Source organism: Terrabacter sp. C0L_2 (genome assembly GCF_036352015.1).
Lineage (GTDB): Bacteria > Actinomycetota > Actinomycetes > Actinomycetales > Dermatophilaceae > Terrabacter > Terrabacter tumescens.
Window position 1 is genome coordinate 437,442 of record NZ_CP143557.1, and the last position, 19,297, is coordinate 456,738.

Below are 19,297 nucleotides of genomic sequence, written 5' to 3' on the forward strand. Positions count from 1 at the left end.
CATGCCGAGCACGCCCGACCCCCGTGACCTGACGCTCGCCGACTTCCCGGTGCACCGGCCGGTGACGACGCGGTGGTCCGACAACGACATGTACGGCCACCTCAACAACGCCGTCTACTACGAGCTGTTCGACTCGGCGATCAACGGCTGGCAGGCCGAGCACGTCACGGTGGACCCGATGACCGACGCGACCCAAGGCGTCGTCGCGGAGTCGTCGTGCGCCTTCTACGCCGAGGTCGCCTTCCCGGCGCCGCTCGTCGTGGGTGTCCGCGTCGTGCGGCTCGGGCGCAGCAGCGTCACCTACCAGCTCGGACTCTTCGTCGACCCGGAGCGCAGCGCCGCGCCCGACCCGGCGATCAAGGCGCTGGGGCACTGGGTGCACGTGGAGATCGACGCCTCCTCCCGCCGTCCGACACCCATCCCGGACCACCTGCGCGCGCTCATGGAGACCGCGGTGGTGGAGGTCCCGGCATGACCGACGGGCCGCTCGAGGAGTCGTGGGACGCCTGGACCGCACGCGTCGGCGCGGACCTCGCGGCCCTCACCGAGGAAGACTGGATGACCTTCACGGTGCTCGCACCGACCACGACTGCGTATGCCGGCACGCGGGCTCCGCGCGGATGGCGCCGGTCGGGTGGTCGGTCGGGTGCTCGGACCCGCGTCCCCGACGTCTTCGTGCAGGTGCGCCGCCTCGACGGCGTGCTCGCACTCGAGTGCATCGGGGACACGGAGTTCGAAGGCGTGACCGACCTCAGCCCGGAGCAGCAGGCGGCGCTCGCAGAGCTCGGCTGGGAGCGGGAGGGCCGGGACCCCGAGTTCAGCCGCACCTTCACCGACGGGCGGGAGGCGGCGGACCTCGTGCATCTGAGCCTCACCGAGGTGCTCGGCGCCGAGACGCCGGCGGACGTCGACCTGAGGCGCGCGCCCCGGCCGTGAGCGCGCCCGGTCGCCCGCTCCGGGGCGAGCGGGGCGGTGCCCGGCGCTGGCGGTCTGGCGCCCGGCGCGCCTAGACCGCCCGGGCCACGAGCACCGCGTGCGGCCGTCGCTCACCCTCGTGCCCACGCTGCAGGCGCTCGACCTCGACGAAGCCGGCCGCCGCCAGGCGAGAGGCTATCTCGTCCACGGGCCACCGGTAGGCGGAGATGACCTTGTGGTCGAAGGCCTCGCGGACGGGTCCCTCGAAGAAGCCGACGACCACGGTGCCGTCGGGCGCGACGACCCGGCGGATCGCGGGCATCGCGGCATCGAGCTGGTCGGGGTCGAGGTGGATGAGGGAGTACCACGCCAGCACACCGGCCAGCGAGGAGTCCGGACGGCTCGCGTCGGTCAGCGACTCCACCTCGAACTGGACTCCCGGATGCGCCTGGCGAGCATGGGCGACGAACTCGGGCACGAGGTCCACCCCGCTCACCTCGCACCCGATGGAGTCGAGGAAGCCGGTCAGGTGGCCGGGGCCGCAACCCGCGTCGAGGACCGGGCCGTCGACGGAGCCGAGGTGGCGCTCGATGAGCCGGAGGTCGTCGTGGTGCACGATCTCCATCGACCCGAGCCGCTCGATGTAGAGCTGAGAGAGCAGCGAGTAGGCACGCTGCACGTCACCCGGACCGGTGGTCGTGGGTCCGGGTCCGACCGTTGCGTCTGATGCCCCGGCACCCGCGGCGGTCTGGCCTGTCGGCTCGTCGGTCACGGGTGGCAGCACATCAGGCAGGGGGCGGTCCGGCAACCCGGGCGCCGCCGGGTCATGGACGGTCACCCGGCGAGGTGGGCCCAGCGCTGCGACAGCTCGCGCCAGGGTGCCGTCTCGACGACCCGGCCTCGCTCGAGCACGACGACGCGGTCGGCCTGGGCCAAGGCGGCGGCCTTGCTCGTCGCGCCGATGACGGTGGCCCCGCCGGAGCGCAGCGCGGCCCACAGCTCGATCTCGGTGGCCGCATCGAGCGCCGAGGAGACGTCGTCGGCGAGCAGCAGGTCCGCCTCGCACGCGAGCGCGCGAGCGAGTGCCAGACGCTGCACCTGACCGCCGGAGAGCCGGACGCCGCGGTGGCCGACGAGGGCCTCGGGTCCGCCGGCCTCGGCGACGTCTCGCTCCATGCGGGCCGTCGCGAGCGCCGGCTCGACCTGCCGGTCGGGGTGGTCGAGGGCGATGTTGCCGGTGAACGTGCCGGAGAGCACCCGCGGCACCTGGGCGATGTGCGAGACCCGACCGGGGCGCAGCTCGACCTCGGGCTCGGTCAGGGCACGCCCGTTCCAGAGGACCTCACCGGTGTGCGACGTGAGCCCGGCCAGCGTCGAGAGCAGGCTGGACTTGCCCGAGCCGACCTGGCCGAGCAGGAGCACCAGCTCGCCCGCGCCGACGGTGAGGTCGACGTCCTCGACGCCGATGGTCCCGTCGTCGTGCACCGCCGTCAGCCCTCGCAGGGTCAGGCTGCGCAGCGGCTCGCGCGACCCGGGCTCCGGGTCGTCGGCCGTGCCGTGCACCAGGTCCATGCCCCGGGGCAGGTCCATGAGGTCGCCGCCACCGGCGAGCTCGCTCGTGGCGTTCATCCAGGCCCGCACGCCGGGGGCCTCGGTCACGACCGAGCCGGCGACCCGGCCGAACCAGTCAAAGCCGCTGACGGCGTTGGCGACGAGCAGGGTGACGGCGAGGGGCCACGTGCCGTGCAGGAAGCCTGCCCACGCGGCGACGACGCCGCCCTGGACCATGACGACGGGCACGCCGTCGAGCAGGGCCTGGACGCGGTGCTCGCGGACGGCGGCGTCGACGCGTCCGCCGTCGACCCGGTGGAGGTGCCGGTGCACCTGTGGGGTGGCCGCGGCGAGCTTGACCGTACGGATGGACTCGAGGGCGGAGACGAGCGAGCGGCCGAAGTCGGCGCGGGCCGTCGAGGCAGCGGCCGCCGAGCGCCCGGCCACGGGTCGCCCGAGGGTCGAGGCCAGCGCCGAGGTGACCATGACGACGAGCAGGACGGCGCCGGCGAGCCAGGTGCCGGCGATGAGCGCCGTCAACGACGCGACGACGAGCCCGTTGGTGAAGTCGACCCAGCGGTCGGTGTAGCGGGCCAGTCGGTCGGCGTCCATCGTGCGGGCGACGACCTCGCCGGGCGGGGTGCGCACGAGACGCCGCTGCGAGGTCTGACCCGCGAGGACTGCGGCGCGCACCCGCAGCCGGACCTCGATCCACCAGTGCGGGTAGGAACGGAAGGCCTGCGAGAGCAGCAGCGGGCCCACGAGGAGCGAGGCGACGAGGGCCGCGGTGACCCAGCCGGGGTTCTCCCCGGCCTGAAGGCGCGTGACGACCAGGCCCCAGGTCCAGCCGGTGAGGGCGCCGAACGCACCCGTCAGCGACGCAGCGAGGAAGAGCGAGGCGCCGAGCAGGCCCCAGCGCGGCTGGATGCTCACGGCGTGCAGGACCTGGCGGGCCAGGCTCGGGGTCGGGGCCAGCACCGGGGGCGGCGGCGGGGTGGTGCTGCGCCGCACCGACCCGATCGCGGCGTCGTCGTGGTGGTGCTCCTCGACGGCGACCTCGTGTGCGGCTGCCTCGAGCAGGCGGCGGAAGGGGCCGTCGGCTGCGGCCAGCCGGCCGCGCGGTCCGTGCTGGACGACGCGGCCCGACTCGAGGACGGCCACCTGCTCGGCCCGCTCGGTGGTCGACAGGCGGTGGGCGACGAGGATGCCGGTGCGCCCGGAGATGAGCCGGTCGGCGGCCCGGACCACGCGCGCCTCGGTGACGGGGTCCATGCGGGCCGTCGCCTCGTCGAGGACGACGACGCGGACGTCGCGCACGAGCAGCCGGGCGAAGGCCACGAGCTGCTCCTCGCCGGCCGAGAGCGTCGTCCCACCCGGGCCGAGCATGGTGTCGAGGCCGTCGGGGAGGCCGGCCACCCAGTCGGTCAGGCCGAGCTCGGCGACCGCGGCCTCGACGCGGGCGCGGGGCACGTCACCGAACAGCGTCATGTTCTCCGCGAGCGTGCCCGCGAGCACCTCGGTGCGCTGGGTGACGACGCCGACCGCGGCCCGGAGCTGCTGGAGGTCGAGGTCCCGGACGTCGGTGCCGCCCAGCAGCACGGTGCCGGCGGGCGGCTCGACGGCCCGTGAGAGCAGCGACGCGAGCGTGGACTTGCCGGAGCCCGTGCGGCCGACGAGGGCACACGTGTGTCCGGCGGGGACGACGAGGTCGACGTCGCGGAGCGCGAACGTGCCTGTGCCGTAGCTGAACTCGAGACCCCGGAACTCGACGTCGAGCGGGCCGTCGGGCAGCGGCAGACCGCCGACGGGCTCCGCCGGGGACGCGAGCATGGCGCGCAGCCGCAGGACGGCGCCGAAGCCCTCCTGGAGGTCGGGCAGGTGACGCGCCAGCATGTCGACGCCGCCGACGAACATCGTGGTCACGAGGAAGAGGGTGACCAGACGAGCGGTGGTCATGTCGTCGGCGAGCACGAGGGCGGTGCCGGCCACGGCGACCGCGGCCAGGGCGCCGTGGAGCAGGCCGCCACTGCGACGGGTGATGCGGACCTCGACCTCGAGCACCCGGTCGAGGGCCGCGTGGACCGTGGCCGCGAGGCGGGCGTTGCGGCGCAGGACGTGCGCCTGGCCCAGGGCGGTGCGCAGGTCGTCGCGGGCGGCGACGCCCTCCTCGGTGGATGCCGCGTGGTCGGTCCAGGCGGCCTCCTCGACGACCTTGCGCTCGGCGACCTGCGGCAGGAGCCGACGCACGACCCAGTACGTCGCGAGACCCGTGAGCGGGAAGAGCACGGCCGCGGGCCACCACGCGAGGCTCGCGACGACCCAGAGCGGCCCCGACGCGAGCAAGGTGCGCACGGCCTGCCACACGCCCCACCGCATCAGCTGGCCGACCTCCCAGGTGTCGTCGTCGATGCGGTCGAGCACCTCCCCGACGGCCTGCTCGGACAGCTCGGAGAGGGGCTGGGCCATGGCGGCGTCGAGCAGGTCGGCGCGCAGCCGCCCCTCGGCGCGGTCGCAGACGGTCGCCCACATCGTCTTGGCGACGGTGTCGATGACGGCTCCGCCGACGACACAGAGCGCGAGCAGCACGACGAGCATCGTCGTGGCGTGCTCGGCCAGACGGCCCGCGACCATGGACCCGAGCGACGCGGCCACGGCCCCGAAGAGGGACATCGTGAAGCACACGATCGTGAGGGGGCGACGCACCCGGCGCCAGTCCACGGGGACCCGGCCATGCGGCATACCGCCACTGCGGGGAGCGCCGTCGTGCGTCGTTCCCCGTGCGTCGTCGTGCCCCACCGTCGTCATCGTCACAATCACTGGACGGTACCGACCGGCACCGACACCACGCCTCCCGTTTTCAGGCCCCACCGACGGCTCCGACCGGAAGAAGCGGACCCACCCGACGGAGCAGCCGCTTCAATGGGGACCGTGACGACGACGAGGCCGACCCTGTTCCTGACCGTGGGGCTTCCGGGCACCGGGAAGACCACGGCGGCGCGAGCCATCGAGGCGGAGGAGGACGCCCTCCGTCTGACGAAGGACGAGTGGGTCAAGGCCCTGTTCGGGCCGGCGAATCCTCCCGCGGCCTCGGACGTGGTCGAGGGTCGGCTCATCGACATCGGGCTGCGCGCTCTGCAGCTCGGCATCAACGTCGTGATCGACTTCGGGCTCTGGGGCAGGGACGAGCGCTCGGCCCTACGAGCCCTCGCGGCCGACCTGGGCGCTGCGGTGGAGCTGCGCTACTTCGAGCTCACGCCGTCCGAGCAGCGCCGACGCCTCGACCGGCGACAGGCCGAGGAGCCCCACACGACCTGGCACATGTCGGACGCCGAGCTGGCCACCTGGGCGGGGATCATCAGCATCCCCACGGCCGGAGAGCTGGACGGCAGCGAACCCGTCGATGACCCGCCGGCGGGTTTCGCGACGTGGGAGCAGTGGCGCAGGGACCGCTGGCCCTCGTCGATCGGGTGACACGACCTCAGCGGCCGGCTGCCACCCGCTTCGCCGCGCGCTTCATGACGGCCGTGTAGGCGGGTCGGGCGAACCGCTTGGCGCGCCAGGCGATCCGGCCGTCTCGGTCGGTGAGGATGACGTCACGCCGGGCGTCGATGCCGCGCACGACGACGTCGGCGACCTGCTCGGCCGAGCGCTTGGAGCCGCTGACCATCTTCTTGCCCGCGGTCTCCATCTCGGTGTCGGCCCCTTGGAACGACGCGCCGAGGTTGGTGCGGAAGAACGACGGGCAGACGACCGACACGTCGACGCCGTGCGGGGCGAGCTCGTGCGACAGCGTCTCGCTCAGGGCGACGACGCCGGCCTTGACGGTGTTGTAGGCGGCCATTCCGGGGGCGTGGACGAGCCCGGCGAGCGAGGCGGTGTTGACGATGTGGCCGCTGCGCTGCTCCTTGAAGAGCGGCGTGAAGGTGCGGCACCCGCGCACGACGCCGAGCAGGTTGATGTCGACGATCCAGTGCCACTCGTCCATCGTCGCGACGTCGATGCGCCCGCCCGCGGCGACGCCGGCGTTGTTGACGAGCAGGTCGAGGCCGCCCCACGTCTCGCGCACGTGTGCGAGCGCTGCCGCCCACGCCTCGTCGCTGCGCACGTCGAGGGGGAGGTATGCCGCAGCCTCGGGGAGTGCGTCGGGCCGGTCGGTCTGCACGTCGGTCGCCAGCACGTGGTCACCCCGGGCGACCAGGGCGCGCACGAGGGCGAGTCCCAGCCCGGAGGCGCCGCCCGTCACGAGGACGCGCCGGGGGGACGTCGGGGCGGAGGAGCGAGCGGACGCGCGGAGCGGCAGGGACGGCATACGTCCCAACCTACTGGCGGACGGTGAGGGTCACCTTGCCCTGGGCGCGTCGCTCGTCGATCTCGGTGAGCGCCGCGGCGACGTCGTCGAGCGGGTGGCGCGAGCCGATGGGCGGGGCGAGCGCGCCGGACTCGAGGAGCGGCAGGATCGACTCCCACTGCGTGCGAAGGTACGAGGGGTCGGGCATCCAGAAGGCGCCCCACCCGACACCGACGACGCTGATGTTGTTGAGCAGCAGCCGGTTGACCTTGACCTCGGGGATCTGGCCCGCCGTGAAGCCGATGACGAGCAGGCGCCCCTCGGGAGCGAGGCTGCGGAGGCTGTCCGTGAAGCGGTCACCGCCGACCGGGTCGACGACGACGTCGACACCTCGTCCGTAGGTGAGCTCCTTTGCGGCAGCGAGGAACCCGTCGGCGAGCACGACGTGGTGGGCACCTGCGGCGCGGGCCGTCTCGACCTTGTCCTCGGACGAGACGACGGCGATGACACGGGCGTCCATGGCCCGGGCGAGCTGGATCGCGGCGGTGCCGATGCCGCCGGCCGCACCGTGGACGAGCACGACCTCGCCACGCTCGAGCCGGCCGCGCTGGGTGAGCGCGAAGTGGACGGTGAGGTAGTTCATCGGCAGCGCCGCGCCCACCTCGAACGACACGCCGTCGGGCAGCGGGAAGACCATCGCCTCGGGCACGGCCACGGTCTCAGCGAACGCGCCGAGCACCGGGAAGGCGGCGACGCGGTCACCCGGCCGGAAGGCGCTGCCCTCGGCCGCCTCGCGCACGACACCGGCGCACTCGGCGCCCGGCACGAAGGGCAGGTCGGGACGCATCTGGTAGAGCCCGCGGGTCATGAGGACGTCGGGGAAGCTGACCCCCGCCTCGTGCACGTCGACGAGGACGTGGCCCGGCTCGAGCGTGGGCTCGGGGACCTCGTCGACGGTGACGGTGGACGGGCCGCCGAGGCTGGTGACGCGCGCTGCTCTCATGCCTGCGAGCCTAGTCAGGCGGAGCCCCCGGCGTGATGGTGAAGGTCACACGGAGCAGGTCGGCGTCGCGGGAGCTCGGGCCGACACGCAGCTCGAACTCGCCGGGCTCGACGACGCGTCGACCGCCGGCGTCGACGATCGAGCACGCCGCCGCGGGCACCTCGACGCGTGCCCGCACCGACTCGCCCGGCGGCACCGTGACCCGACGGAATGCCTTGAGCTCCTTGGTCGCCCACGTGACGCTCGTGACGACGTCGGTGACGTAGGCCTGCACGACCTCGTATGCCGTCCGCCCGCCCGTGTTGGTCAGCGTGACCTCCGCGACCAGGACGTCGTCGGGCGCGAGCTCGGCAGCCTCGAGGGTCAGGTCGGACCACTCGACGGTCGTGTAGCTCAGGCCCTCGCCGAAGACGAACTGCGGCTCCTGGGTCAGGTCGGCGTAGCGGTGGCCGTGCTGGCCGCGGACCTGGTTGTAGTAGGTCGGCTGCTGGCCGACGTGCCGCGGGACGGAGACCGGCAGGCGTCCGGCGGGCTCGATCTGGCCGAGGACGAGCTCGGCGACGGCGCGGCCGCCGCGCATGCCGGGGCTGAACGCCTCAACGATCGCTGAGGCCCGGAGCGCGCTGGGCGGCAGGACGTTGGGTTTGGAGTGGAGCAGCACGACGACCACGGGCGTGCCCGTGCCGTCGAGCTCGTCGACGAGGGCGTCGAGCAGGGCCACCTGACCGCCCTGCAGGTCGAGGGTCGCGGTCGAGCAGCCCTCTCCCGTCAGGGCGATCGTGTCACCGAGCACGACGACGGCGAGGTCGGCCACCCGCGCCGCGGCGACGGCCTCGGCGAGCTGGTCGGGGTCGACGGGCGCCGGCGCCGAGACCGGCGGACGCGGCTGGCCGTCGGGGAAGAGCGGGCCCTCGGGATCGGGCACGAGCGTCTCTATCTCGGCCCCGCGGGCGTGGGTGACGGTCCACGTCGTCGGGACGACCGCGCGGAAGCCGTCGAGGACGGTCTCGACCGTCTCGCGCGGGTGGCCGTCGGGCATCCAGTCGACCTGCCCGGAGGCGCCGGCCCAGTCGCCGAGGTTGGCCTGCGGGTCGTCGGCGTTGGGGCCGATGACGGCCACGGTGCGCGGGACGTCGCCCACGGCATACGGCAGCGAGCCGTCGTTGGTGAGGAGCACGAGCGAGCGGCGGGCCACCTCGAGGTTGAGCGCGGCGTGGTCCGGGGACCCGATCACCAGCTGCTGGCGCTCGACGTCCGGAGGACGCGGGTGCTCGAAGAGGCCGAGCTCGAGCTTGACGCGCAGCACGCGGCGAGCGGCCTCGTCGATGCGACGCTCGTCGAGCAGCCCACGGGCGACGGCCTCCTGGGCAGCCTCGAAGAAGGCGGGCGTCGTCATGACGAGGTCGTTGCCAGCGCGCACCGCGACAGCCGCGGCCTCGACGTCGTCGGCGCACACCTTCTGCTCCCAGACCATCCGGCCGACGTTGTCCCAGTCGGTGACGAGGGTGCCGGTGAAGCCCCACTCCCCCTTGAGCACCTCGTCCAGCAGCCAGCCGTTCGCCGTGACGGGCACGCCGTCGATCGCCTGGTAGCCGAGCATGAAGGTGCGGCAGCCCTCCTGGACGGCGCGCTCGAACGGCGGCAGGAACCACGACGTCAGCTTGCGGCGGCTGAGGTCGGCCTCGCTCGCGTCGCGGCCGCCCTGCGTCTCGGAGTAGCCCGCGAAGTGCTTGGCGCACGCGAGCACCGCTGTGGGATCGGTCAGTCCGTCGCCCTGGTAGCCGCGGACCATCGCTGCGCCGAGCTCGCCGATGAGGTGCGGGTCCTCGCCGAAAGTCTCGCCGACACGGCCCCAGCGCAGGTCGCGCGTGATGCAGAGCACCGGCGAGAACGTCCAGTGCACACCGGTGGCCGAGACCTCGACCGCGGTGACGCGCGCGGCCTGCTCGACGAGCTCGGCATCCCACGAGCAGGCCATGCCGAGCTGGGTGGGGAAGATCGTCGCGCCGGGCCAGAAGGAGTGGCCGTGGATGCAGTCGTCCGCCGTGAGGAGCGGGATGCCGAGGCGGGTCTGCCCGGCGAGCGCCATGGCCCGCGGCAGGTCCTCGGGCGAGGCGTGCAGGATCGAGCCCGCGAGCTTGCCGTGGACGATGTCGGTGAGGTCGCCCCGCGCGTCGAGCTGGAGCATCTGGCCGACCTTCTCGGGGAGCGTCATCCGCCCGATCAGGTCGTCGAGCCGCTCCTCGACGGTGAGGGACGGATCACGGAACGGCGGGTCGGTCGGGGCGTCGGCGGGCACGCTCCGACGCTAGTCGACCTACGCTGGAGACGTGATCGAGCCCCTGACGCGACTGCCCGACGGGACCATCAAGCAGGTGAACCCCATCACCGGCACCAAGGTGTGGACGCTCCCGGGCAGGGCGGCCCGTCCCCTGGGGCAGCTGAGCCGGCACCCGCTGCCGATCGACCCCCACGACCACGACCGGCACTGCGCCTTCTGCTGGGGCCGCATGCGGGAGACGACCCCCGAGATAGCCCGGCTCGTCTACGAGCCCGACGGCTGGCACGACGTGCGGGGCCTGCTCGCCGAGGACCTCGACCACAGCACGCCGCAGTTCCGGCTCATCCCCAACCTCTTCGAGATCCTCAGCTACGACTACTGGCACCTCGCGCACGGCTGGCAGCCCACGGCCGACTCGCGAGCCCGCCGGACGGCATACCTCTCCACCCCCGGCGGCCGCGAGCACGTCACGTCCCTCGCCCGCATCCGCATGCGGGCGCGCGGCACGGCCGGCGCCGATGCCGAGCCGCTCGCCGAGGAGGACCTCGAGCGCGAGGCCGTCGGGCTCTTCGCCGGCAACCACCAGGTCGTCATCTCCCGGCGCCACTACGTCGACGACGCGACGGACGACTCCCAGCTCGCCGGGTCGGGCACCCTGACACCCGAAGAGCACTGGAGATACACGGAGTTCACGATCCGCGCGATGCGTGACCTCTACCGCGACAACGAGTGCGCGCGCTACGTCTCGGTCTTCCAGAACTGGCTGGCCCCCGCGGGCGCGTCGTTCGACCACCTGCACAAGCAGGTCGTCGCGATCGACGAGCTCGGCGCCCAGAAGGATCGCGAGGTCGAGCGGCTGCGCACCGAGCCCGACATGTTCGCCCGGTGGGGTGCGGAGTATGCCGCGTCGCAGGGTCTCGTCGTCGCGCGCACCGAGCACGCGGTCGCGTTCGCCGGCGTCGGGCACCGCTACCCCGCGCTCGTCGTCCACGTCACCGACGGCGAGGGCTGCCCGTGGGAGCTGGGCGAGGAGCAGGTGCGCGACTTCTCGGACCTCGTCCACGCCTGCCACGCCGCGACCGGGGTGCACGTCCCCTCGAACGAGGAGTGGCACCACCGGCCGCCGTCCGTCGACGTGCCGATGCCGCTGCGGGCCGTCATCAAGTGGCGGATCTCGACGCTCGCCGGCTTCGAGGGCGGCACGAAGATCTACGTCAACACCATTGACCCGTGGGCCGTGCAGCGGCGGGCGGTCACCCAGCTGCGGCGGCTCGCGGCCGACGGGCTCGTCTCCGACCGCATCGAGATCGCCTGACCGCAGTCAGGCGATCTCGGCACGGCCCCGTCAGAGCTCGCTGCCGTGGCCCTCGGTGCGGCCGACGTTGCCGTCCGCGCCGATGGGCCCGTTGCCGACGTCGGCACTGCCGGCGCTACCGGCGCTGTCGGCGCCACCGGCGCTGTCGGCGCTGTCGGCGCCACCGGCGCTGTCGGCGCCCCGGCCCGTCGACTGCTGGAGACGGTCGATGTGCTCGGAGGCCTGGGCCTTGGTGAGGTCGCCGGGCAGGGTCTCGCCGGCCTCGCGGGCCAGCGTCTCGAGGTAGCTGCGCTGCGCGCCGGTCATCGGCTCGTCGCCGGTCACCCAGTCCTCGGGGTCCTTGACGGCGGAGTCGCCGCCGGCGTCCGCTGCCGCGCCGGTGGCGCCGGTGGCGCCGATGACGTCGTCGTTCGAAGGTGTGTTCTGCATATCTGCTTAGGTGAAGTAGCATCTGTGGATGACCACGAATCCGGTTCGGGGAGTGGACTACCCGGCGACGTACCAGCAGCTGCTGGAGTGGTTCCCGGACAACCAGTCGTGCCTGGACTACCTCGCGGGCCTGCGGTGGCCGGACGGGTTCATCTGCCCCAAGTGTGGGGCGCGGGAGTTCTGGCGCACCGGGGCCGGGTTGTGGATGTGCCGCTCGTGCGGGCGGCGCACGTCGGTGACTGCCGGCACGATCTTCGACCGGACCCGGACGCCGCTGTCGACCTGGTTCGCCGCGATCTGGTTCCTGACCTCGCAGAAGAACGGCATGTCAGCCCTCGGGCTGCAACGCGTCCTCGGGTTCGGCTCCTACGAGACCGCGTGGGCCTGGATGCACAAGCTGCGCCGGGCCATGGTCCGCCCCGAACGCGACAAGCTGTCCGGGATCGTCGAGCTCGACGAGACGATGATCGGCGGTGTCACCGCGAACAGTCATGGCGGCTACGGCGACAAGGTCGCCGTCATGATCGCCATAGAGCACAACGAAACCCGCCGCCTGGGCCGGGTCCGGCTCGCTGTCGCCGACCACCCCGGCACGTCCCAGCTCGTCGACTTCGCCACCACCGTCATCGAGCCCGGCTCAACGGTCCGCACCGACGGAGCCCGCACCCTGCGCCGGCTCGCCGACCTCGGCTACACCCACGAGTTCACCCTCGGCTACTCCGCCCCCGACAAGGCCAGCGTCCTGCCTGGCGTGCACCTGGTCGCCTCACTGCTCAAGCGCTGGCTCATCGGCACCCTGCACTTCCGCGTCGAGGAGCAGCACCTGCCCTACTACCTCGACGAGTACACCTTCCGCTTCAACCGGCGGAACGCGAAGTCCCGCGGCCTGCTCTTCTACCCTCTGCTCGAGCAGGCCGTCGACACCGACCCCCACCGACTCAAGGACCTCCTCAAGCCCACAGAAACCGGCCTACCGGACTTCACCTAAGCAGATATGCAGAAGGTGTGTTCGAGTCGCTCATGCCGGCTCCGTACCCGATCGTCACCCGCCCGGCACGGAACCCTCGACACGTCCCTGCAGGGGCCCGGTCAGCGACCGAACGACATCGCCTCGGTGACGTCGCTGCGCAGCATGTCGCGGCGGTCGAGCAGGTAGTTCTGCCGCATCAGCCAGGGCGCGCCGTCGCCCTGCTGCGGCAGGTCGGCGGCGGCCCGCTGGACGTAGCCGGAGGCGAGCGGCAGCAGGGGCCGCCCCTTCATGCCTTCCGGTGCGTGCGGCGTGGCCACCCGCCACGCGTTCTGCTCCATGTGGCCCAGCAGCCGGCACACGTAGCGGCTGGCAAGGTCGGCACGCAGCGTCCACGACGCGTTGACGTAGCCGACGCACACCGCGAGGTTGGGCACGCCGGCGAACATGACGCCGCGATAGACGGTGAGATCGCCGGTGGGCCGGGCCTGCCCGTCGACGGTCAGGGCGATGCCGCCGGCGAGCTTGATCCGCAGTCCCGTCGCGGTGACGACGACGTCGGCGTCGAGCTCGCGTCCCGAGTGCAGGCGTATGCCGTGTGGCACGAACGTCTCGATCGTGTCGGTGACGACGTGGGCGCGTGCACTGCGCACGGCCTCGAAGAGGTCGCCGTCGGGGACGACGCAGAGGCGCTGGTCCCAGGGGTCGTAGGTCGGGGTGAAGTGGTCCGCGACGAGGTCGGTGGAGCCGAGGGACTTCGCGGCGCCCTTGGACAGCATCGACCGCATGACGGCGGGGCGGCGGCGGCTAAGCTCGTAGACGCCCATCGTGCCGAGGACGTTCTTGTAGCGGGCCGCGGTCCCGGCCGCACGCTCGGGAAGCACCTTCTGCAGGACGTCGCGGACCCGGTCCTGCCTGGGCAGGGACGCGATCCACGTCGGCGTGCGCTGGAGCATCGTCACGTCGGCGCCGGCGTCGGCGAGCGACGGCACGAGCGTGACGGCCGTCGCGCCGGAACCGATGACCACGACCTTCCGGCCCGACACGTCGAGGTCGTCGGGCCAGAACTGGGGGTGCACGACCTGGCCCTCGAAGGTCTCGAGGCCCGGCAGCTGCGGGTCGTGCGGGCGCTCGTAGTCGTAGTAGCCGCTGCAGAGGTAGAGGAAGCTGCACGTCAGCTGCCGTCGCGAGCCGCCGTGCTCGACGGTCACCGTCCACAGCGCCTCGTCGCTCGACCATTCAGCCGCGACGACCTTGTGGCCCAGACGGATCCGCTCGGTGATGCCGTGCTTGTCGGCCGTGCGGCGCAGGTAGTCGAGGATCTTCGGCCCGTCGGCGATCGCGTCCGGGTCGGTCCACGGCTCGAACGGGAAGCCGAGCGTCATCATGTCCGAGTCCGAGCGCACACCCGGGTAGCGGAAGAGGTCCCACGTGCCGCCGAGCGAGTCCCGCGCCTCGAGGATCGCCCACGTGCGGGTGGGGCTCATGGTGCGCAGGCGGTAGCCGGCGCCGATGCCGGACAGGCCGGCGCCGACGACGAGGACGTCCAGGTGCTCGAGATCGCTCACCTCGCCATTCTCACCCACGCGTCCCGCACTGTGACGCTGGCCGCCTGAGCAGCTACCGAGCGGTAACCAGCGGCTACCCTCGGGCGGGTGACGACGGCATACCCCCACCTGCTCGAACCGCTCGACCTCGGCTTCACGACGCTGCGCAACCGCGTCGTCATGGGCTCGATGCACACCGGCCTCGAGGACCGCGCCAAGGACTTCGACCGGCTCGCGGCCTACTACGCCGAGCGGGCGCGCGGCGGGGTCGGCCTCATCGTCACGGGCGGCTTCGCGCCCAACCTCGCCGGCTCCCTCTACCCCGGCGGCTCGGTGCTCGTGACGGAGCGCCAGGCTCGTCGACACCGGGTCATCACCAACGCCGTGCACCGCGAGGGCGGCAAGATCGCCCTGCAGATCCTGCACGCCGGCCGCTACGCCTACCACCCGCTCGCCGTCTCGGCGTCGGCCCTGAAGTCCCCGATCTCGCGCTTCACCCCGCGGGCGCTCAGTGCGCGCGGCATCCGGAGCACGGTCGCGGCCTACGCCCGCTGTGCCCGGCTGGCGCGTGAGGCCGGTTACGACGGCGTCGAGATCATGGGCTCCGAGGGCTACCTCATCAACCAGTTCCTCGCGCCGCGCACCAACCAGCGCACCGACGAGTGGGGCGGGTCGCCCGAGAACCGCCGCCGCCTGGCGGTCGACGTCGTCCGTGCGGTCCGCGAGGCGGCCGGCCCCGACTTCGTCGTCGTCTACCGCCTGTCGATGCTCGACCTCGTGCCCGAGGGCCAGTCGTGGGACGAGGTCGTCGCCCTGGCCCACGAGGTCGAGGCTGCGGGCGCGACGATCATCAACACCGGCATCGGCTGGCACGAGGCGCGCGTCCCGACGATCGTGACGTCGGTGCCCCGCGGCGCCTTCACGCGCGTCACCGCGAAGCTGCGCCCCGAGGTCGGCATCCCGGTCGTGACGAGCAACCGCATCTCGATGCCCGACCTCGCCGAGCAGGTCATCGCCGACGGCAGCGCCGACCTCGTCTCGATGGCCCGGCCTTTCCTCGCCGACCCCGACTGGGTGGCGAAGGCCGCGGGCGACCGCGCCGACGAGATCAACACGTGCATCGCCTGCAACCAGGCCTGCCTCGACCACACCTTCTCCAAGCAGACGGCGACGTGCCTCGTGAACCCCCGCGCCGTCCGCGAGACGACGCTAGTCCTCGCCCCGACCCGCCGCTCCAAGCACGTGGCCGTCGTCGGCGCAGGGCCGGCCGGCCTCGCGACCGCCGTCGCCCTCGGTGAGCGCGGCCACCGGGTCGAGCTCTTCGAGGCGGGTGACGACATCGGCGGCCAGTTCGCCCTCGCCATGCGCATCCCCGGCAAGGAGGAGTTCGCCGAGACGATCCGCTACTTCCGCCGCCGGCTCGAGCTCGGCGGCGTCAAGGTCCACCTCGGCCGTCGCGCCACCGTCGAGGACCTCGCGGACTTCGACGAGGTCGTCGTCGCCACCGGGGTCGAGCCGCGCGTGCCCGACGTGCCCGGCATCGACCACCCGAAGGTCGTGACGTATGCCGCCGCCATCCGCGGCGAGGCACCGCTCGGTCGGCGCGTGGCCGTCATGGGTGCCGGTGGGATCGGGGTCGACGTCTCGGAGCTGCTGACGCACGTCGAGTCGCCGATGACCGTCGAGCAGTGGATGGCCGAGTGGGGTGTCGGCGAGCCGGACGCGTCGCGCGGCGGGCTCGTCGAGCCGCACCCGTCACCGTCGCAGCGGGAAGTGCACCTGCTCCAGCGCAAGGCGACGCCCATCGGCAAGGGGCTCGGCAAGACGACCGGCTGGGTGCACCGGGCGGCGTTGAAGGCCAAGGGAGTCCACCACCACGTCGGCGTGAACTACGAGCGCATCGACGACGCCGGGCTGCACATCAGCCACGGCGAAGAGCACTCGGACCCGCAGGTGCTCGACGTCGACACGGTCATCGTCTGCACGGGTCAGGAGTCGGTCAACACGCTCGGGCCCGAGCTCGTCGCGGCCGGGGTCAGGGTGCACGTCATCGGCGGGGCCGACGTCGCGGCCGAGCTCGACGCCAAGCGCGCCATCCGCCAGGGCACCGAGCTCGCCGCGACGATCTAGGCCCGGCGCGTCAGGTAGGCGTCCACGAGGCGGGCTGCGTCACCGGCGCCGTCCTCGGCGCGCACCCGCTCACCGAGGGCGTATGCCGTCTCGCGGGCTCCCGGGGACAGGGCCACCTCGAGCGCCCGCTCGAGCCGCGCCGGCGTCAGGTCCTTGCGGGCGATCGGCGGCGGCGCCACCCCGAGGTCGGCCATCCGCCGCCCCCAGTAGGGCTGGTCGGCGGCGTGCGGCACGACGACCTGTGGCACGCCGGCCCGGACGGCAGCAGCGGTGGTGCCCGCTCCCCCGTGGTGGACGACGACCGCACACCTGGGGAACAGCGCGTCGTGCGGGGTCGGTCCGATGCCCAGCACCTCTGCTGAGCGCTCGACCCTCAGACCGGCGAGGCCCTCGCTCACGACGCCGCGCACGCTCAGGCGTCCGAGCACGCTGACGACGTCGCGCGAGACGCCGGCCGGGTCGGGCGTCGGCATGGAGCCGAAGCCGACGAAGACGGGGGCGTCACCGGCCGCGAGGAAGGCCTCGAGACCCGGCTCCAGTGACCGCCCCCGTGACCGGTCCGGCGACCCGTCGGCGTCGTAGCGCACCCAATAGCCCGTCTGCCGCAGCGCCGGCGGCCAGTCGGGGGCCGGCGGCACGACGTGCGGGCTTGCCGCGAGGATCGTCGGAGTGCGCTCCGCCGCGGCGACGTAGTCACGGAAATGCTTGCGGGGCAGTCCCTTCCCCTTGCGGACGAGATCTCCCGCGGGACGGAAGAGGTCGAAGGCGACCCGCCCGGCGGTCCCGCTCCAGGCACGGTTCAGCCACGACGTGGCGCGCGGCCGCAGCGCCAGCGCGACCGAGTCCCCGTGCGCGCTGGGCCACACCGGGGCGAAGACGGCGTAGAGGTGCGGCTTGGCAGGTCGAGCCCGGCGGCCCTCCGACGTGAGTAGCGCGTCGACGAGGTCGAGGGTCAGCGCTCCGGACACGACCGCGTCGGCCCGGTCGACGAGACGCGCGACGTCCGCGGCGAGGGCATTGGCGGTCTGCGCCATGACGTGCCGCATGAGCCTGGCTTCCCGCACCTGGGTGCGGGCAGACCCCCGGAGCGAGTCGCGTCCGAGTCCCTCACGCAGTGGCGCCTCGAGGTCGAACGACAGGGGCTCGAAGTCGACTCCGCTGCCCGCCACGACGTGACCGAGGTCGGCGGGCGCGGCGAGCGACACGGCATACCCCATCCGCTGCAGGCGCTGGCCGAGCGCCACGAGCGGTTGCACGTCACCGCGGGATCCCATGCCCAGCAGCAGGATCCGCACGTCAGTCCTCGCCGAGCTGCGCGCGGACGCGCGGCACGACCTCCTCGGCATAGAGCCGGATGCACTCCATCCGCTGGTCGTGCGGGAGGGTGCCGAAGGAGTACTTCAACTGGAAGCGAGAGAGCCCGAGCACCTGCACGGTGTCGACGATCTTGGCCGCGACGGTGTCGGGCGACCCGCAGTAGACGGCGCCTCCCGGGCCGAGCTGCTGGAGCGCCTGCTCCTTGCCCATGGGAGCCCAGCGCCGCTCGCGGCCGAGCTTGTTCATGTAGGGCAGGAAGTGCGGCATGAACTCCTCGCGCGCCTGCTCGTCGGTGGCGGCGACGTAGCCGGGCGAGTGCACACCGAGGGGCAGCTCCGGCTTGCCCATCTCGGACAGCGCGCGGCGGTAGAGGTCGGCGAGCGGCGCGAACTGGCGGGCCGATCCGCCGATGATGGCGATGACGACGGGGAAGCCGTAGTGCGCGGCGCGCACGACGGACTGGGGCGTGCCACCGACGCCGACCCACACGGGCAGGTGCCCGGACTCCGTCGCGGGCATCACCTTCTCGACCTGGACCGGCGGGCGGATCGAGCCCTCCCAGCGCACGGGCTGCTCGGCGACGATGGCCGCGAGCAGGTCGAGCTTCTCCTCGAAGAGGGTCTCGTAGTCGCCGAGGTCGAGCCCGAAGAGCGGGAAGGACTCGATGAACGAGCCTCTGCCGACAGTGATTTCGGCGCGTCCGTGGCTGATCGCGTCGACGGTGGAGAAGCGCTGGAAGACGCGGATCGGGTCGTCGCTCGAGAGCACCGTGACCGACGTGCCGAGGCGGATGTGCTCGGTGCGCGCGGCCAGCCCGGCGAGCAGCACGTCGGGAGCGCTCACGGCGTAGTCGTCGCGGTGGTGCTCACCGACGCCGAAGAAGTCGAGGCCCAGCCGGTCGGCGAGCTCGCCCTCGGCGAGGACCTCCCGGATCACCGTCGCGGGATGGAGCGGGGCGCCGTCGGGACCGTTGGCGATGTCGCCGAAGGTGTCGAGGCCGAGTTCGAGGCTCATGACCCCATCGTAGGTTTGCCGCCGACACGCCACGTGCGGCCGGCATCGGGATCCCAGCGGCGGACGGACTCGATGGCCCCGTCGAGCGGGCGAGCGCGACCGAGGACGGCGAGCGCCTCGCCGACCTGCCGCGAGCCAAGGCCGCGCGCGATGGTGACGTGCGGCGTCCACCGGCCGGGGCGCACCTGCTCCGGGACGTCGGGCGCACCCACCATCGCTGCGGCCAGGGACTGCTGGAGGCCGAGCAGCTGCGGGCTCGGGACGACGAGGCGGGCGAGGACGAAGCGGCGCGAGCCCATGACGAGCAGCGAGCCCAGCCGGACCGGCAGGGTCGCGAGGCCCTCGACCGCGCGGGAGATGCGCGCCTCGACGTAGTCGGGGACGGCGCCCGCGAGCGCCAGCGTCACGTGGGGGGCGTTGGTGGAGCCTTGGTGCTTGGCCTGGCTCGGCAGGCCGGCGTCGGCGAGGACCACCCACTCGCGCCGGATCTCCGCGTCGGTGGCGGCATCGAGCAGCCCTTCGACCGCATGCAGCGGCATG

At 72.9% G+C, this 19,297-nt stretch carries 15 protein-coding genes and 1 pseudogene; 6 read left to right on the plus strand and 10 right to left on the minus strand.

The genetic code is table 11. The features are described from left to right. The first annotated feature begins 1 nt into the window (after position 1). Positions 2–475 carry an acyl-CoA thioesterase gene (locus tag U5C87_RS02060; protein ID WP_330474984.1) on the plus strand — a complete coding sequence of 158 codons (474 nt, stop codon included), beginning with the start codon at positions 2–4 and terminating at the stop codon, positions 473–475. Then, positions 472–936 (plus strand): TY-Chap domain-containing protein, encoded by a 465-nt coding sequence (locus tag U5C87_RS02065; RefSeq protein ID WP_330474985.1) that lies wholly within the window; start codon positions 472–474, stop codon positions 934–936. Before U5C87_RS02060 ends, U5C87_RS02065 begins: the two co-directional genes overlap by 4 nt. Before the next feature lie 70 nt (positions 937–1,006). Here U5C87_RS02065 and U5C87_RS02070 read toward each other — a convergent pair whose 3' ends face one another. Then, positions 1,007–1,687 carry a class I SAM-dependent methyltransferase gene (locus U5C87_RS02070; protein ID WP_330474986.1) on the minus strand — a complete coding sequence of 227 codons (681 nt, stop codon included), beginning with the start codon at positions 1,685–1,687 and terminating at the stop codon, positions 1,007–1,009. 62 nt (positions 1,688–1,749) lie between these two features. Continuing rightward, positions 1,750–5,271, minus strand: a complete 3,522-nt coding sequence (locus tag U5C87_RS02075) for an ATP-binding cassette domain-containing protein (protein ID WP_443082120.1) — start codon at positions 5,269–5,271, stop codon at positions 1,750–1,752. Positions 5,272–5,394: 123 nt separating this feature from the next. Between U5C87_RS02075 and U5C87_RS02080 the strand changes: the two genes are divergently transcribed. After that, complete coding sequence (locus tag U5C87_RS02080; RefSeq protein WP_330474987.1) at positions 5,395–5,937, plus strand: AAA family ATPase; 543 nt, start codon at positions 5,395–5,397, stop codon at positions 5,935–5,937. Between the two features lie 7 nt (positions 5,938–5,944). Here the strand turns inward: U5C87_RS02080 and U5C87_RS02085 are convergent, their stop codons facing one another. From U5C87_RS02085 to U5C87_RS02095, 3 genes are read right to left on the minus strand one after another with little or no spacing between them, the layout of a single operon-like run. After that, entirely contained in the window at positions 5,945–6,775 is an 831-nt protein-coding gene (locus tag U5C87_RS02085) for an SDR family NAD(P)-dependent oxidoreductase (protein ID WP_330474988.1), read from the minus strand. Between the two features lie 10 nt (positions 6,776–6,785). Beyond that, positions 6,786–7,757: an NADPH:quinone oxidoreductase family protein gene (locus U5C87_RS02090; protein ID WP_330474989.1), complete on the minus strand. Its 972-nt coding sequence runs from the start codon at positions 7,755–7,757 to the stop codon at positions 6,786–6,788. A gap of 10 nt (positions 7,758–7,767) precedes the next feature. Beyond that, positions 7,768–10,056: a glycoside hydrolase family 3 N-terminal domain-containing protein gene (locus U5C87_RS02095; RefSeq protein ID WP_330474990.1), complete on the minus strand. Its 2,289-nt coding sequence runs from the start codon at positions 10,054–10,056 to the stop codon at positions 7,768–7,770. A gap of 31 nt (positions 10,057–10,087) precedes the next feature. On the opposite strand from U5C87_RS02095, the gene U5C87_RS02100 reads away from it, so the two are divergent. Then, positions 10,088–11,353: a DUF4921 family protein gene (locus U5C87_RS02100; protein ID WP_330474991.1), complete on the plus strand. Its 1,266-nt coding sequence runs from the start codon at positions 10,088–10,090 to the stop codon at positions 11,351–11,353. 168 nt (positions 11,354–11,521) lie between these two features. On the opposite strand, the pseudogene U5C87_RS02105 reads toward U5C87_RS02100, so the two are convergent. Continuing rightward, positions 11,522–11,782: pseudogene (locus tag U5C87_RS02105) on the minus strand (DUF3072 domain-containing protein); the annotation flags it as partial. A gap of 28 nt (positions 11,783–11,810) precedes the next feature. Between U5C87_RS02105 and U5C87_RS02110 the strand changes: the two are divergent. Further along, positions 11,811–12,770 (plus strand): IS1595 family transposase, encoded by a 960-nt coding sequence (locus tag U5C87_RS02110; protein ID WP_330474992.1) that lies wholly within the window; start codon positions 11,811–11,813, stop codon positions 12,768–12,770. A gap of 101 nt (positions 12,771–12,871) precedes the next feature. Here the strand turns inward: U5C87_RS02110 and U5C87_RS02115 are convergent, their stop codons facing one another. Further along, on the minus strand, positions 12,872–14,317 hold the full coding sequence (locus U5C87_RS02115) for a flavin-containing monooxygenase (RefSeq protein WP_330474993.1): 1,446 nt from the start codon (positions 14,315–14,317) through the stop codon (positions 12,872–12,874). Between the two features lie 87 nt (positions 14,318–14,404). Here U5C87_RS02115 and U5C87_RS02120 point away from each other — a divergent pair, with 87 nt between their 5' ends. After that, the gene (locus U5C87_RS02120) at positions 14,405–16,426 is read left to right on the plus strand and encodes an NADPH-dependent 2,4-dienoyl-CoA reductase (protein WP_330474994.1); all 2,022 of its coding nucleotides are present in this window, start codon (positions 14,405–14,407) and stop codon (positions 16,424–16,426) included. On the opposite strand, the gene U5C87_RS02125 is transcribed toward U5C87_RS02120, so the two are convergent. The 3 genes from U5C87_RS02125 to U5C87_RS02135 are packed head-to-tail and all read right to left on the minus strand — an operon-like array spanning position 16,423 to position 19,296. After that, a complete protein-coding gene (locus tag U5C87_RS02125; RefSeq protein WP_330474995.1) occupies positions 16,423–17,721 on the minus strand; it encodes a glycosyltransferase in 1,299 nt (432 codons plus the stop codon). The genes U5C87_RS02120 and U5C87_RS02125 overlap by 4 nt on opposite strands. 1 nt (position 17,722) lies before the next feature. Beyond that, entirely contained in the window at positions 17,723–18,757 is a 1,035-nt protein-coding gene (locus U5C87_RS02130) for an LLM class flavin-dependent oxidoreductase (RefSeq protein ID WP_030201670.1), read from the minus strand. Continuing rightward, the gene (locus U5C87_RS02135; protein WP_330474996.1) at positions 18,754–19,296 is read right to left on the minus strand and encodes a 2'-5' RNA ligase family protein; all 543 of its coding nucleotides are present in this window, start codon (positions 19,294–19,296) and stop codon (positions 18,754–18,756) included. The genes U5C87_RS02130 and U5C87_RS02135 overlap by 4 nt, the downstream gene beginning before the upstream one ends. Position 19,297: the final 1 nt, after the last annotated feature.

What these genes read in the sequence shown, in the direction of transcription:
- U5C87_RS02060 (WP_330474984.1), top strand. Translation starts at nt 2, where the DNA reads ATGCCGAGCACGCCCGACCCCCGTGACCTGACGCTCGCCGACTTCCCG.
- U5C87_RS02065 (WP_330474985.1), top strand. Translation starts at nt 472, where the DNA reads ATGACCGACGGGCCGCTCGAGGAGTCGTGGGACGCCTGGACCGCACGC.
- U5C87_RS02075 (WP_443082120.1), bottom strand. Translation starts at nt 5,271, where the DNA reads ATGACGACGGTGGGGCACGACGACGCACGGGGAACGACGCACGACGGC.
- U5C87_RS02085 (WP_330474988.1), bottom strand. Translation starts at nt 6,775, where the DNA reads ATGCCGTCCCTGCCGCTCCGCGCGTCCGCTCGCTCCTCCGCCCCGACG.
- U5C87_RS02090 (WP_330474989.1), bottom strand. Translation starts at nt 7,757, where the DNA reads ATGAGAGCAGCGCGCGTCACCAGCCTCGGCGGCCCGTCCACCGTCACC.
- U5C87_RS02110 (WP_330474992.1), top strand. Translation starts at nt 11,811, where the DNA reads ATGACCACGAATCCGGTTCGGGGAGTGGACTACCCGGCGACGTACCAG.
- U5C87_RS02130 (WP_030201670.1), bottom strand. Translation starts at nt 18,757, where the DNA reads ATGAGCCTCGAACTCGGCCTCGACACCTTCGGCGACATCGCCAACGGT.
- U5C87_RS02135 (WP_330474996.1), bottom strand. Translation starts at nt 19,296, where the DNA reads ATGCCGCTGCATGCGGTCGAAGGGCTGCTCGATGCCGCCACCGACGCG.